A 13431-nucleotide genomic window follows, 5' to 3' on the forward strand; every position below is an offset into this window, starting at 1 on the left:
GCAGCATGCAGCCGTCCGTGTGCATGGGCGGGTCCGGAGTGTGCGGCGGGCGACGAAGGCCCCGCGCATCGGACGGGATGCGGGGGCCTTCGTCACAAGGACTGTACGTCGGGCCTTACTTGGCGACGGCGCCGAAGGCCGGAACGACAGCGCCGTTCTTGTAGGTGTCCGCGATGTACTTCTTCACCTCGGGCGAGTTGAGGAGCTTGACGAGCTTCTGGACGCGGGCGTCCTTCTCGTTGCCCTCCTTGACGGCGAGGAAGTTGGCGTAGGGGTTGCCCTCCGCCTTCTCCAGGGCCAGGGAGTCCTGGGCCGGGTTGAGCTTGGCCTCGATGGCGTAGTTGCCGTTGACGACCGCGGCGTCCACGTCGTTCAGGGCGCGGGGCACGGTGGCGGCCTCCAGCTCCTTGAACTCCAGGCCCTTCTTGTCGGTGATGTCGGAGAGCTTGGCGTTGGAGCCGACGCCGTCCTTCAGGGTGATCAGACCGTTGTCGGCGAGCAGCTTGAGCGCGCGGCCGCCGTTGGTGGTGTCGTTGGGGACGGCGACGGTCTGGCCGGCCTTGATGTCCTTGATGCTCCCGAGCTTCTTGGAGTAGAGGCCGAGGGGCTCCAGGTGGACGTTGACCACCGGGACGATGTGGGTCTTGTTCTTCAGGTTGAAGTCGTCGAGGTACGGCTTGTGCTGGAAGAAGTTGGCGTCGACCTGGCCGGACTCGGTGGCGGTGTTCGGCAGGACGTAGTCCGTGAACTCCTTCACCTCCAGCTTCAGGCCCTCCTTCGCGGCGAGGTTGTCCTTGACGTAGTTCAGGATGTCGGCGTGCGGCGTCGGGGACGCGGCGACGACGAGCGGCTTGTCGGCGGAGGCGGCCGCGTCCTTCGAGGAGGACGGGTCGGAGGCCGTGCCGCAGGCGGTGAGGCCGAGGGCGAGCGCGGCGGTGGCGGCGATGCCGGCGGTGAGCTTGATGTTCTTACGCACGAAGAGTGCCTCTTTCAGGTGGTGCGGTGGACGCCTGGACAACAAGTCCGGGCTTGTCTTCGCGTGGACGAAGTCGGTGGGGGTTACGCGGTGCGTCCCCGGCGGGCGAGGAGCCGGACCGCGAGGTCGCCGATGACCTGGACGACGGTGACGATCGCGATCAGGACGACGACGGTGACCAGCATGAACTGGGTGTCGAAGCGCTGGTATCCGTAGGTGATGGCCTTGGAGCCGAGGCCTTCGCCGCCGACCGCACCGGCCATCGCGGAGTAGCCGATGAGGACGATGACGGTGGTGGTGACGCCGGAGACGAGCGAGGGCAGCGACTGCGGCAGCAGCACCTTGCGGATGATCGTCGGTACGGAGCCGCCCATGGCCTGGACGGCTTCGACGAGGCCGTGGTCCACCTCGCGGATCGCGGTCTCGACGAGGCGCGCGAAGAAGGGGATGGCTCCGATGGCGAGGGGCACGATCATCGCGGTGGGCCCGATGAAGGTGCCGACGACGAAGGTGGTGAAGGGGATCAGGGCGATCAGCAGGATGATGAACGGCAGCGAGCGGCCGATGTTCACGATCACGCCGACGACCTTGTTGACCACCGTGTTCTGCAGCAGTCCGCCCTTGTCGGTGAGGACGAGGAGGATGCCGAGCGGCAGGCCGCCGAGGATGGTGACGAGGGTGGCCCACAGGACCATGTAGAGCGTGTCGACGGTGCCCTGCTCCAGCAGGGGCTGCATCTCCGACCAGGTCACTTGGCACCTTCCTTGACCAGTACGGGCGCCGCCTGGGGCGCCGTCTCCTCCTCGACGACGTCGACCTGGAGGCCCTGCTCGCGCAGGAAGCCGACCGGGACGACGTTCTCCTCGTACCGTCCGGGGAGTTCGATCCGCATCCGGCCGATCTGCTTGCCGCCCACGGTGTCCATCGCGGCCCCGAGGATCGAGATGTCGACGTTGTACGTGCGGGAGAGCTGGGAGATCACCGGCTGGGTCGCGGCCTCGCCGTGGAAGGTGACGTCGACGACCGTGCGGTCGGGGCCGGTGGGGGCGCCGCCGACGGGGAAGAGCTCGGCCGCCAGCTGGGAGCCGGGGGTGGCGAGCAGTTCGCTCACGGTGCCGGACTCGACGATCCGGCCCTTCTGCATCAGCGCGGCGGAGTCGCAGATGGTCTTGACGACGTCCATCTCGTGCGTGATGAGCAGGACGGTGAGGCCGAGCTGCCGGTTGAGGTCGCGCAGCAGCTGGAGGATGGAGCGGGTGGTCTCCGGGTCGAGGGCGCTGGTGGCCTCGTCGGAGAGCAGGACCTTGGGCTCGCCGGCCAGGGCGCGGGCGATGCCGACGCGCTGCTTCTGACCGCCGGAGAGCTGTCCGGGGTAGGCCTTGGCCTTGTCGGCGAGGCCGACGAGGTCGAGGAGTTCCAGGGCGCGGCGGGAGCGCTCGGCGCCGGAGACGCCGAGGATCTCGAGCGGGAGCTCGATGTTGTCCTCGACCGTGCGGGAGGACAGCAGGTTGAAGTGCTGGAAGACCATGCCGATGCTGCTGCGGGCACGGCGGAGGTCCTTGCCGGCGCGGCGGCCGCGGGCGGCGAGCGCGGTGAGGTCGACGCCGTCGACGGTCACGGTGCCGGAGGTGGGGCGCTCCAGGAGGTTGACGCAGCGGATGAGCGAGGACTTGCCGGCGCCGCTCTGGCCGATCACGCCGTACACCTCGCCCTCGCGGACGTGGAGGTCGACGCCGTCCAGAGCGGTGACCTCGCGGCCGCGCGACTCATAGACCTTGGTCAGGCCCGAAGTGGTGATCACAGGGGTTTCCGTCACTGTCGAGTGCGCGGCGCGGGGTCCGCCGGGCACGGGGCATTCGTCGTTCGGACAGTCAGGCGCGGGTCGGCTGGTTTCGGCGGGTGGCCGGGGGCAGCTAGTGCGCGGGGCAGGCACGGTCCGGCGCCGGTGGGCGGACGGATCGGCTCGGCCGTCGGGTCGTCTCGCTTCGGGGCGCGCGACTCAGGCGGGGGCCCTCAGAAGGCGCACATTCGACACATACAACGAGCACCGGGCGTGCTGATCGCCTCGGTCGCAAGGGTGCGGCTGCTCGTCGTGGTCATGGCTGCAAGTAAAGCACGCAGGCGTTCGACACCCTGAGGCATGTCCGAATAGCGGACTGGATTGCACCATCATGCGGACATACGGAGGGGCCCGGTCCGCGAGCGGAAGGCCCTCGCCGGACCGCCCGTGGCCTGCGCCGACGCCCGCCTCGCGGGGCCGTGGGGACCCCGGTCAGGGGGGTCGGCGGGCAGCCTGTTGTGGTCAAGGCCACGATCGTGCGGACCGGCCCGCGGCGAGGTCCCGGAGGGGGCGCCGGGGGGCGGGCGCGTCGGGTCTTTTGGCCCGTAATACCCTCGGGGCCATGCTTGACGCCCTGACGGTCGCGGTTTCGGTGGCCGCGCTCGCCCTCGCCGCCTGGTGCGGCTTCGCCGCCTTCCGGGACCAGCCCACCAAGGACTGGCACTTCATCGGCATGGCCGTGGTGACCGTCCTGGCGCTGGCGCAGCTGGTCGTCGGCATCGCGCGGCTGGCGAGCGGCGAGAAGGCCGACGAGGGCGCGACGATCTTCGTCGCGTATCTGCTGGGCGCGCTGTGCGCGGTGCCCGCGGCCGGGTTCATGTCGCTCGCGGAACGGAGCCGGTGGGGCTCGGCGACGGTGGCGGCCGGGGCGGTCGTGCTCGCCGTCCTGGAAGTGCGTCTCTTCGACATCTGGACGGTGGACTGACCATGACCGTGACGCGCGAGAACCGCACGCGGACGCGGCTCGTCCAGGGCCCCGGGATGCTGCTGGTCTGGCTGTACGGCGTGATGTCGGTGGGCGCGGTCTCGCGCTCGATCTACCAGATCGCGACCGAGTTCGACCGGGCGCCGCTGGCCTACGCGCTGTCGGCGGTGGCGGCCGTGGTGTACGCCTTCATCACCTACACGCTCGTGCGCGGCGGGGACACCGCCCGCAAGGCGGCGCTGGTGTGCTGCGCCGCCGAGCTGGTGGGCGTGCTGACCGTGGGGACCTGGACCCTGCTCGACCCGTCGGCGTTCCCGGACGCCACCGTCTGGTCGGACTACGGCTACGGCTACATCTTCATTCCGGTCCTGCTGCCGCTGAGCGGGATCTGGTGGCTCCGCCGGTCCCGCGCGGAAACCGTCTGAGCCGCCCGGGCCGGCCCGGCACCGGGCCGCCCGAGAGGGGTCAGGCCGCCTTCTCCAGGGTCACCAGCGTGAGACGCGGCCCGATCTCGCGCGTGCCGACCGCCGCGTAACCCTTGCGGCGGTAGAGCCTGAGGTTCCCGTCGCTGCGGTGGCCGGAGAAGAGCTGGTAGCGCTTGGGGGCGGCGTCGCCGGCGAAGTGGCGCTCGATGGCGTCGAGCAGACGCCCGCCGAGTCCGTGGCGCCGCATCCGCGGGTGGACGAACAGATGGGCGATCACGACCGTTCCCGCCTCGTCGACCCGGCCGCGGACGGAGGCGATGATCTCGTCCCCGAGCCGCGCCACGAGCGCGTGACCGTCGGCCAGTTCGGCCCGCAGCGCGTCCAGGGTCTGCGTCAGGGGCTCGATGGACCAGTCGCCGTAGAGCTCCGCCTCGCTCTGGTAACACAGGTACTGGAGCTTGAGTATGTGCTCCGCGTCCTGCGCGTCTGCCGCTGAGATGGTCACGCTCATGCCCATGTGCGCATGCCTCCCGCTCACCTGGTCCGCCGGTCGGTCTCCCGCACCCTTCCCCTCGGGCGGGGCGCGGGAACCTCTGCCGCCAGCATTCTGCGCAAACATCCCAGGCAGCGGGAACGCATCGGCCCCAGACTTCCCTGTGAGATACCCAACTCCCCTGCGATTTCCCGGTAGGTGGGGTCGGCGGGGTCGAGCATCGCGGTGAGCAGACGCGGGCAGGGGCCGGGGGTGCGGCGGACGGCGGCGCGTACGGCGCGGCGGCGCTCGGCGACGAGGGCGGAGCTCTCGGGGGTCGTGTCCGGTCCGGTGGACTCCTCGCCTCGGTAAGGGCGTTCGCGCAGGGTGGCGCGCCGGGCTCGGCGGGCCTCGGCGCGGACGGCTCGGCGGAGCCAGTCGGCGGGGCGGGTGGGCGGCTCGTCGTCCCGGAAGCGTTCGAGGAGCTTGAGCCAGACGGCCTGTTCGAGGTCGCCCGCGTCGACGCCGGCGGCGGGGGCCTCGGCACGCGACTCGGCCGCGAGGAGCGGGGCGAGGGTGCGCAGGAGACGGGGGTCGGGGGAGGTCATGCCCGGCACGACGGGGCGGGGCGGCGGGCGGTTGCGGCCTCCGGCGCAAACCACCCGGGCGGGTGCCGTTCCGCGGGCACGGACCGGCACCCGGGCGGACGGACGGCCACCGCGCGGGCGCCGCCCTCCCGCCCGGCCCGGGCGCTTGGCCCGGGCCCCGCCGCCCCGCCGGGTTCAGCGCGAGCGGAGGTCCGCCGCCGCGAGCAGCGCCGTGTCCGGGTTGTCGGAGAAGATGCCGTCGATGCCCGTCGCCAGATACGCCTTCAGGGCCCCGAAGACGTCTCCGTAGGCGTTCGGGTCCGTACCCCGGCGGAACTCCGCGGGCAGGAAGCCGTTCTCGTTGCGCTGCGTGTACGGGTGGAGGATCAGGCCGCGGGCGTGCGCGTCGCGCACCAGGGTCGTCGGGGTGCCGAGCCGGCCGCTCGCGTCGCGCGGGATGACGAGGTCGAGGGTGGGGCCGATGCCCTGGGCGTACGAGGAGATCCAGCGCAGGCCCGCCGGGGTGATCAGGTCGGCGACCGTGCGGGGGTCGCCCGCCTCGACGAAGTCCCAGGGGCGGCTGGTGGCGCCCGACAGCAGGACCACGCGCGGGGAGTCGACCAGGCCGGCGAGCCGCCGGACGCTGCTCGGTTCGAAAGACTGCAGGAAGACCGGGGAGTCGGCGCGGTGGCGGCCGTACCGGCGCAGCAGTCTGGCGAGCCGCTCCTCCAGGCCGAGGCCGAGGGAGCGGAAGTAGGTGGGGTGCTTGGTCTCGACGTGCAGCCAGACCTCCCGGCCCCGGCGGCGTCCCTCGCGCTCGGCCCAGCGCAGCACCTCCTCGAAGGTGGGGATCTCCCAGCGGCCGTCATAGAGGGTGTTCTCCTGGCGGGTGCCGGGGATCCGCTCCTTGGCGCGCAGGGTCTTGAGCTCGGCGAGCGTGAAGTCCTCGGTGAACCAGCCGGTGAACGAGGTCCCGTCGACGGTCTTGGTGGTCCGGCGGGAGGCGAACTCCGGGTGGTCGGCGACGTCGGTCGTCCCGGTGATGTCGTTCTCGTGGCGGCAGACGAGGTGCCCGTCCTTGGTGGGGACGAGGTCCTGTTCGATCACATGGGCGCCGAGGTCGAGGGCGAGCTGGTAGGAGCCGAGGGTGTGTTCGGGGCGGTAGCCGCTGGCGCCGCGGTGGGCGATGACGGTGGGGACGGGCAGGGAGTGGTGGCCGCGGTCCCGTCCCCGGGTGTCGGCGGCGTGCGCGGTGCCGGCCGGCAGGGCCGCCGAGGCGCCCAGGACGGCCGCGCCCGCCGCGCCCGCCGCTCCGAGGACCGTCCGCCGGGCCGGGGCCGGGTGTGCTCCCTGGGTCATGAAGGGCTCCTTCAGTGTGATGTCCCGCACCTGTCAATCGATGGTCCGACGGTAGGCATCCACCCCCTCCACCGGGCAGACCCTGGTCGAACATGGCGGAAACACACGTCAACACCGCGTATCCGCTCCGTGAGCCCGATGTGCGCACCGAGGTGACCCGCGAGTATCGTCGCGACCTGCACAGACCGCCCGCCCCGACACCGGAGGAACCGTTGTCCCGTCTCGCACTCATCAAGGCAGTGCTCGGACCGATCCTGCGCCTGATGTTCCGCCCTCGGGTCGAGGGCGTGGAGAACATCCCGGGGACGGGTCCGGTGATCCTGGCGGGCAATCACCTCACCTTCATCGACTCGATGATCATGCCGATCTGCACGGACCGCCCGGTCTTCTTCATCGGCAAGGACGAGTACGTCACGGGCAAGGGGTTCAAGGGCCGGCTGATGGCCTGGTTCTTCACCAGCGTCGGCATGATCCCGGTGGACCGCGACGGCGGGCGCGGCGGTGTGGCGGCGCTGATGACGGGGCGTCGGGTGCTGGAGGAGGGCAAGATGTTCTCCATCTACCCCGAGGGCACCCGCTCCCCCGACGGCCGGCTGTACCGGGGCCGTACGGGCATCGCGCGCCTCACGCTCATGACGGGCGCGCCGGTGGTGCCGTTCGCCATGATCGGCACGGACAAGATCCAGCCGGGCGGTGCGGGACTGCCGCGGCCGGGCCGGGTGACGGTCCGCTTCGGTGAGCCGATGGAGTTCTCGCGGTACGAGGGGATGGACCGGGACCGCTACGTGCTGCGGGCGGTGACGGACTCGGTGATGGCCGAGGTCATGCGCCTGTCGGGCCAGGAGTACGTGGACATGTACGCCACGAAGGCGAAGGCCGCGTAGTCGCCACGACGTGAACGCGTGGGGCCCCGTACGGCGTCTGCCGTACGGGGCCCATTCGTGTGCGGGGTGTGCGGGACGCCCCGCGTCAGTGCTCGACGCCGTCCTCCAGCTTCTGGCCCTTGAGGAGGAACCAGGCCGCGACCGCCGTCGCGAGGAGGACCGCCGCGCCGACGCCCGCCGCGATGTTCAGGCCGTCGACGAAGGCCTTCTGGGCCGCGGAGACCAGGGAGGTCGCCGTCTCGGGCGCGAGCCCCGCCGAGACCTCCACCGCGCCGCCCAGCGATTCGTGGGCCGCCGCCGCCGCGTCCGCGGGGACGCCCGCCGGGGCCGTGAAGCCCCGGTAGACGCCGGTGACGATCGAACCGAGGAGCGCGATGCCGAGCGCCGCGCCCAGTTCGTACGCGGTCTCGGAGACGGCGGAGGCGGAACCGGCCTGCTCCTTGGGGACGCTGGAGAGGATCACGTCGGCGGTGACGGTGAAGGAGAACCCGGCGCCGAGACCGACGACGAGCAGGGCCGCGCCGAGCAGCGGATAGCCGGTGTCCTGGTGGACCAGGGTGATGACGGCGAGCGCGAGTCCGATCGCGCCGAGGCCGCCGGCCACGATGCCCCGAACCGAGAACCGCCGGGCGTACCGGCCGGCGACCAGGCCGGTGGCCACCGCGCCGATGGCGGCGGGCAGTTCGGCCAGGCCGGCCTCCAGCGGGTCACGCCCCTGGACGAGCTGCAGGAACTGGGAGAGGAAGAAGACCAGTCCGGACAGTCCGAAGACGGTGAGCAGGTCGGCCAGGACCGCGCCCGAGAAGCCGCGGTGCCTGAACAGCCGCATGTCGAGCAGCGGCGCGGTCAGCGTGTGCTGGCGGCGGACGAAGGCGTAGAGGGCCGCGGCGCCGATCGCGGCGGACGCGCCGACCTCCCACGTCGGGCCGTGCGAGGCGAGTTCCTTGATCGCGTAGACGACGCCGATGACACCGACCAGCGAGAGACCGACGCTGACCAGGTCCCACGGGCCGGCCACCGGATTCCTCGACTCGGGCAGCAGCTTGATGCCGACGAGGACCAGGGCGGCCATCACGGGCAGGTTGATGAGGAAGACCGAGCCCCACCAGAAGTGCTGGAGCAGCGCTCCGCCGACCACCGGGCCGACGGCCGCGCCGGCCGAGGCGGTGGCGCCCCAGATGCCGATGGCGAGGCTGCGCTCCTTGGGGTCGTGGAAGATGTTCCGGATGAGCGCGAGCGTCGACGGCATCAGCGTCGCGCCGGCCACGCCGAGGAGCGCGCGGGCGACGATCATCATCTCGGGGCTGGTCGCGTAGGCGTTGAGCACGGAGACGGCGCCGAAGGCGGTCGCACCGATCAGGAGCAGCTTCTTGCGCCCGATCCGGTCGCCGAGGGAGCCCATGGAGACCAGGAGTCCGGCGATGACGAAGGAGTAGATGTCGCCGATCCACAGCAGCTGGGTGCCGGACGGCTTCAGGTCCTCGCTGAGCGCGGGGGTCGCCAGACCGAGTACGGTGGCGTCCACCGCGACCAGCAGGACGGCCAGGACCAGCACCGAGAGCGCGAGCCAGCGGCCGGGGCTCTTCACCTCCGTCCCCGCCGTCGGGCTCGTCCGCAGGGTCCTGCTCATCTCTCCACGCTCCGTCGTGCGCCACCGAGCAGCAACTCGGTGATCATGTACTGAAAGTCCTTGGTCGCGACCCGGCCGTCCATCACGGACCAGGCGCAGGCCGAGACGAGGCCGTAGAGGGCCTCGGTGAGCCAGGCGGGGCTCAGGTCGATCCGGAAGGTGCCCTCCTCCTGGCCGCGCCGGAAGAGGGCGCTGACCCGGGCGTCGAGCCGGGACCATCCCTCGTCGACGTCGTCGCCCTCGAAGAGCTGGTTCTCCGTGACGAGGAAGGCCAGCAGCTGCGCGTTGGGCTCCGTCGCGGCGACGAGCCGTCGCAGCGCCTCGTCGGCCGGCCCGTCGTCGAGCCGCGCGCTGTCGCACGCGGCCTCGAACTCCTCGAGGCCCATCGCCTCCAGCGCCCTGACCAGCGCGTCCCGGCCGGCGAAGTGCCGGTGCAGGGTGGCGCGGCCGATGCCCGCGGCCCGGGCGACCTCGTCCATGGTGGCGGTCGATTTCCGGGCGAGCAGGGCGGCGGCGGAGCGGAGCATCTGGGTGCGGTCGACTGACATGAGACAACCATACACCGAATGAGACGTTGATGTCTCATTCGATAATTCGACGCCTCACCCACGGGGCGGAAGGAATCCTGTGACCATGACGAAGCCGCTCCTGCTGATCGATGTCGACGGACCGCTGAATCCCTATGCGGCGCAACGCGAACGCCGTCCGGCGGGGTACACCACGCACCGGATGAGCCCCACCGGCTGGACGGGCGCGAAGCCGCTGCGGGTGTGGCTGAATCCCGCGCACGGGGGCGAGCTGCTCGCGCTGGCGGAGGCGTACGAGCTGGTGTGGGCGACGACCTGGAAGGGCGAGGCGAACGACTGGATCGGGCCGCACCTCGGGCTGCCGGAGCTGCCGTTCATCGACTGGCCCCAGATGCACGGAAGGGCCCCTTACGGGACCTTCTGGAAGACGCAGTACATCCTGGAGTACGCGGCCGGGCGGCCGTTCGCCTGGATCGACGACGACATCGCTTCCCACGACCGCGCGTACGTGGAGCAGAACCACCTCGCCGCCGCCCTGTTGCTGCACGTCGACGAGCGGATCGGGCTGACCCGGCCGGACTTCGACGCGCTCGCGGAGTGGGCGGCGGCGCTGTGACGTTCTGAGGGGTGTGGCGAGGACGCCCGAGGGCTACTTCTTGGCGGCGGCCCAGGCGTGCTGGATGACCAGGTCGGCCTTGACCTCGACCAGCTGGGCGGCGACCGCCGACGGGGCCGTACCACCGCGTCCGTCGCGGGAGGCGAGGGCGCCCGCCACGTTGAGGACGGTGCGGACCTCCGGCGTGAGGTGGGCGGAGATCTTCGCGAACTGCTCGTCCGTCAGCTCGTCCAGCTCCTTGCCGTCCGCCTCGGCGACCTTCACGCACTCGCCGGCCACCTCGTGCGCCACCCGGAACGGCACGCCCTGCTTGACCAGCCACTCGGCGATGTCGGTCGCGAGCGAGAAGCCGGCCGGGGCCAGCTCCTCCATGCGCTCCCGGTTGACGGTGAGCGTGGCCATCATGCCGGTGAAGGCGGGGAGCAGGACCTCCAGCTGGTCGCAGGAGTCGAAGACCGGCTCCTTGTCCTCTTGGAGGTCGCGGTTGTAGGCGAGCGGCAGCGCCTTGAGCGTGGCCATGAGTCCCGTGAGGTTGCCGATGAGCCGGCCGGACTTGCCCCGGGCCAGCTCGGCGATGTCCGGGTTCTTCTTCTGCGGCATGATCGACGAGCCGGTGGAGAAGGCGTCGTGCAGGGTCACGAAGGAGAACTCCTTCGTGTTCCAGATGATGATCTCCTCCGCGATGCGGGAGAGGTTGACCCCGATCATCGCGGTGATGAAGGCGAACTCGGCGACGAAGTCGCGGGAGGCCGTGCCGTCGATGGAGTTGCCGGCCGAGCCGCGCTCGAAGCCGAGGTCGCGGGCGACCGCCTCCGGGTCGAGCCCGAGGGAGGAGCCGGCCAGGGCGCCGGAGCCGTACGGCGAGACGGCCGTACGGGTGTCCCACTGCCGCAGCCGCTCGGCGTCCCGCGAGAGGGACTGGACGTGCGCGAGGACGTGGTGGGCGAAGAGCACCGGCTGGGCGTGCTGGAGGTGGGTCCGGCCCGGCATGGCGACGTCCGGGTGGGCCTCGGCGAGGCCGACGAGCGCGTCCTGGAGGTCGGCGATCAGGCCGCCGATGATCCGGGCGTGGTCGCGGAGGTACATCCGGAAGAGGGTGGCGACCTGGTCGTTGCGGGACCGGCCGGCGCGCAGCTTGCCGCCGAGGTCGGCGCCGAGGCGCTCCAGGAGGCCCCGCTCCAGGGCGGTGTGGACGTCCTCGTCGGCGATCGTGCCGACGAACTCCCCCGACGCGACGTCCGCTTCGAGCAGGTCGAGTCCCGCGAGCATGCGCGTCAGCTCGTCCTCGGTGAGGAGACCCGCCGTGTGGAGCACGCGCGCGTGGGCGCGCGATCCGGCGATGTCGTACGGCGCCAGCCGCCAGTCGAAGTGGACCGACGCGGACAGCTTCGCGAGGGCCTCGGCCGGCCCGTCGGCGAAACGGCCGCCCCAGAGCCGGACGTCACCGTTGTTGCTGCTCACAGCTGCTGCTCCTCAGGAGGGTGATTAACAGGCCGCCTCCCGGGCCCCTGCGGTGGGGAGGCGGCTGTGGAACGAGTCGTGGTCGCGCGAGGTCACGCCGGGAAGTGAGTATAACTATGCAGTCCTCCGTATGTTTCTGTCAACGCGGTGGTGCGCGGCGGGAAAAACCGCAGGCGGGAGGCGGGCTGTCCCCTCTAGGCTCCATCCGTGTTGACAAGGGGATTCGACGAGGCGGCGGAACGCCTGGCGCGGGGAGCGGCACCGGCCGAGGTGCTGGACACCTCCGACGGGCGGGCGTGGATTGCGCTGGACCTCGCGGTGCGCGAGGTGGCCTGGCGGTGGGAGACCCCCGCCTTCGGCGGCGGGCCGGGCGGCCGCGACGCCCTGGCGCCGCACCGGCCGGCCGGGGAGCGCGAACCCCTCGCGGTCGACACGGAGGCCGGTCTGGCCTTCGCCCTCTGCCACCCGGACGGCCGGGTGCGCGAGGCCGCGCTGGCGCGGGCCGACGGGGTGCCGTCTCTGCTGCCGCTCCTCGCGATCCGCTGCGCGGACTGGGTGGAGCCGGTACGGAATCGGGCCAGGGCTCTGCTCGGTGCGGCGCTTCCCGGGGTGGGGCCCGCCCTGCTGCCGGGGTTGTCGGCCGTGATCCTGGCGGTCGCCCGGCGGGAGCGCGGGGACGCCGCACGGGAGTCGCTGGCGGAGACGCTGCGCGGGGCCGAGCCGGACGTCCTCGAAGCCGTCCTCGCGAGCGAGGACCGGGCCGTGCGGCGCCTCGCCCATCAGATCTCCGTCGCGCGCGGCCACTTCCCCGCCGCCCGCCTCGCCGCGATCGCCGCCGCGGACGCGGACGTCGTGATCCAGGACGTCTGCTCCGAGGCCGCGCTGGCCGCGGCGGGCGCCGGCACCGGAGACGACGTCCTTCTTCCGCTCCTCGGCTCCCGTGGCTCGCGGGTGCGTTCCGCGGGGGTGACCGCGCTCCACCGGACCGGACGGCACGGCCAGGCGGAGCCGTTCCTGTACGACCGGTCGCCGATGGTGCGGGCCTGCGCCCGCTGGGTGCTGCGCCAGGCCGGAACGGACCCGTTGGACCGCTACCGCGCCCGGTGCGCGGAAGGAAGGGAAGCCCGGGACCTCCCGCCGGGCGCCCCCGTCGGGCTCGCCGAGTGCGGGACTCCCGCCGATGCCGCACTCCTCTGGCCGCTCACCCGGCATCCGCGCGACGGGGTGCGGGCGCGGGCGGTGGCCGGGCTGCGCCTGCTGGCCGCCCGGGACCTCGTCCGTCTCGCACCGCTCCTCGACGACCCGGCCCCCGGCGTCGTACGAGAGACGGCGACCACCCTCGTACCGTGGGCGTCCTCCCTCCCGGTCGAGGAGCTGACGACACGTCTGGCGGAGGACCGGCCCCGGCACGTCCGGACCGGAGCGTTCCGGCTGCTCGCGGCGTGCGACTCGGTGGAGTGCCGGGCCGTCATAGGGCGGCTCGTCGACGACCCGGACCCCAAACTCCGCTCGGCGGCCCGGGTGTTGACGGCGTACCGCGAACCGGCCCGCGCCCCGCTCTCCACGCCGGCGCCCGGGCCCGCGCCCGTGACGGCGAAGGCCGACGAGGGCGGGCGGGCCCGGCGTTGGCTGCGGCGGCTGCGGGGCGGCGGGGCGGCCGGCTGACCGAGACGGAGGGCGTCGGGTCGCCCGTGGGCGGCAGGCGTCGGGACCAGAGGGAGAATCACGG

The 13431-nt window shown here is 72.1% G+C and carries 14 protein-coding genes; 5 read left to right on the forward strand and 9 right to left on the reverse strand.

Annotated features, from left to right (window positions below):
* Window positions 1-115: 115 nt before the first annotated feature.
* The 3 genes from ACZ6RC_RS24990 to ACZ6RC_RS25000 form a co-directional block, all read right to left on the reverse strand.
* On the reverse strand, window positions 116-976 hold the full coding sequence (locus ACZ6RC_RS24990; RefSeq protein WP_469587080.1) for a MetQ/NlpA family ABC transporter substrate-binding protein: 861 nt from the start codon (window positions 974-976) through the stop codon (window positions 116-118).
* An 83-nt stretch (window positions 977-1059) separates the two neighbouring features.
* Entirely contained in the window at window positions 1060-1728 is a 669-nt protein-coding gene (locus ACZ6RC_RS24995) for a methionine ABC transporter permease (RefSeq protein WP_391144934.1), read from the reverse strand.
* Complete coding sequence (locus ACZ6RC_RS25000) at window positions 1725-2825, reverse strand: methionine ABC transporter ATP-binding protein (RefSeq protein WP_469587085.1); 1101 nt, start codon at window positions 2823-2825, stop codon at window positions 1725-1727. Before ACZ6RC_RS25000 ends, ACZ6RC_RS24995 begins: the two co-directional genes overlap by 4 nt.
* Window positions 2826-3378: 553 nt before the next feature.
* On the opposite strand from ACZ6RC_RS25000, the gene ACZ6RC_RS25005 reads away from it, so the two are divergent.
* Window positions 3379-3741 carry a hypothetical protein gene (locus ACZ6RC_RS25005; protein ID WP_469587087.1) on the forward strand — a complete coding sequence of 121 codons (363 nt, stop codon included), beginning with the start codon at window positions 3379-3381 and terminating at the stop codon, window positions 3739-3741.
* Window positions 3742-3743: 2 nt separating this feature from the next.
* Complete coding sequence (locus ACZ6RC_RS25010) at window positions 3744-4166, forward strand: hypothetical protein (protein WP_391144929.1); 423 nt, start codon at window positions 3744-3746, stop codon at window positions 4164-4166.
* 40 nt (window positions 4167-4206) lie between these two features.
* Here the strand turns inward: ACZ6RC_RS25010 and ACZ6RC_RS25015 are convergent, their stop codons facing one another.
* The 3 genes from ACZ6RC_RS25015 to ACZ6RC_RS25025 all read right to left on the reverse strand — a co-directional run bounded on the left by ACZ6RC_RS25015 (window position 4207) and on the right by ACZ6RC_RS25025 (window position 6584).
* Entirely contained in the window at window positions 4207-4683 is a 477-nt protein-coding gene (locus ACZ6RC_RS25015; RefSeq protein WP_453618157.1) for a GNAT family N-acetyltransferase, read from the reverse strand.
* A gap of 17 nt (window positions 4684-4700) precedes the next feature.
* The gene (locus ACZ6RC_RS25020; protein WP_469587092.1) at window positions 4701-5246 is read right to left on the reverse strand and encodes a sigma-70 family RNA polymerase sigma factor; all 546 of its coding nucleotides are present in this window, start codon (window positions 5244-5246) and stop codon (window positions 4701-4703) included.
* A 174-nt stretch (window positions 5247-5420) separates the two neighbouring features.
* Window positions 5421-6584 carry a glycerophosphodiester phosphodiesterase gene (locus ACZ6RC_RS25025; protein WP_469587094.1) on the reverse strand — a complete coding sequence of 388 codons (1164 nt, stop codon included), beginning with the start codon at window positions 6582-6584 and terminating at the stop codon, window positions 5421-5423.
* A gap of 212 nt (window positions 6585-6796) precedes the next feature.
* On the opposite strand from ACZ6RC_RS25025, the gene ACZ6RC_RS25030 reads away from it, so the two are divergent.
* Window positions 6797-7468 carry a lysophospholipid acyltransferase family protein gene (locus ACZ6RC_RS25030; RefSeq protein WP_391145344.1) on the forward strand — a complete coding sequence of 224 codons (672 nt, stop codon included), beginning with the start codon at window positions 6797-6799 and terminating at the stop codon, window positions 7466-7468.
* Between the two features lie 85 nt (window positions 7469-7553).
* On the opposite strand, the gene ACZ6RC_RS25035 is transcribed toward ACZ6RC_RS25030, so the two are convergent.
* Together ACZ6RC_RS25035 and ACZ6RC_RS25040 are read right to left on the reverse strand one after the other, a co-directional pair.
* The gene (locus ACZ6RC_RS25035; protein WP_469587098.1) at window positions 7554-9098 is read right to left on the reverse strand and encodes an MFS transporter; all 1545 of its coding nucleotides are present in this window, start codon (window positions 9096-9098) and stop codon (window positions 7554-7556) included.
* Window positions 9095-9646: a TetR/AcrR family transcriptional regulator gene (locus ACZ6RC_RS25040; protein WP_391144917.1), complete on the reverse strand. Its 552-nt coding sequence runs from the start codon at window positions 9644-9646 to the stop codon at window positions 9095-9097. Before ACZ6RC_RS25040 ends, ACZ6RC_RS25035 begins: the two co-directional genes overlap by 4 nt.
* Window positions 9647-9731: 85 nt before the next feature.
* Here ACZ6RC_RS25040 and ACZ6RC_RS25045 point away from each other — a divergent pair, with 85 nt between their 5' ends.
* Window positions 9732-10241, forward strand: a complete 510-nt coding sequence (locus ACZ6RC_RS25045; RefSeq protein ID WP_391144915.1) for an HAD domain-containing protein — start codon at window positions 9732-9734, stop codon at window positions 10239-10241.
* A gap of 33 nt (window positions 10242-10274) precedes the next feature.
* Here ACZ6RC_RS25045 and argH read toward each other — a convergent pair whose 3' ends face one another.
* Complete coding sequence (argH, locus tag ACZ6RC_RS25050) at window positions 10275-11702, reverse strand: argininosuccinate lyase (protein WP_391144912.1); 1428 nt, start codon at window positions 11700-11702, stop codon at window positions 10275-10277.
* A 207-nt stretch (window positions 11703-11909) separates the two neighbouring features.
* On the opposite strand from argH, the gene ACZ6RC_RS25055 reads away from it, so the two are divergent.
* Window positions 11910-13367 carry a HEAT repeat domain-containing protein gene (locus ACZ6RC_RS25055; protein WP_469587102.1) on the forward strand — a complete coding sequence of 486 codons (1458 nt, stop codon included), beginning with the start codon at window positions 11910-11912 and terminating at the stop codon, window positions 13365-13367.
* The last annotated feature ends 64 nt before the right edge of the window (window positions 13368-13431 follow it).

This window comes from Streptomyces sp. NPDC048353, from assembly GCF_055587165.1.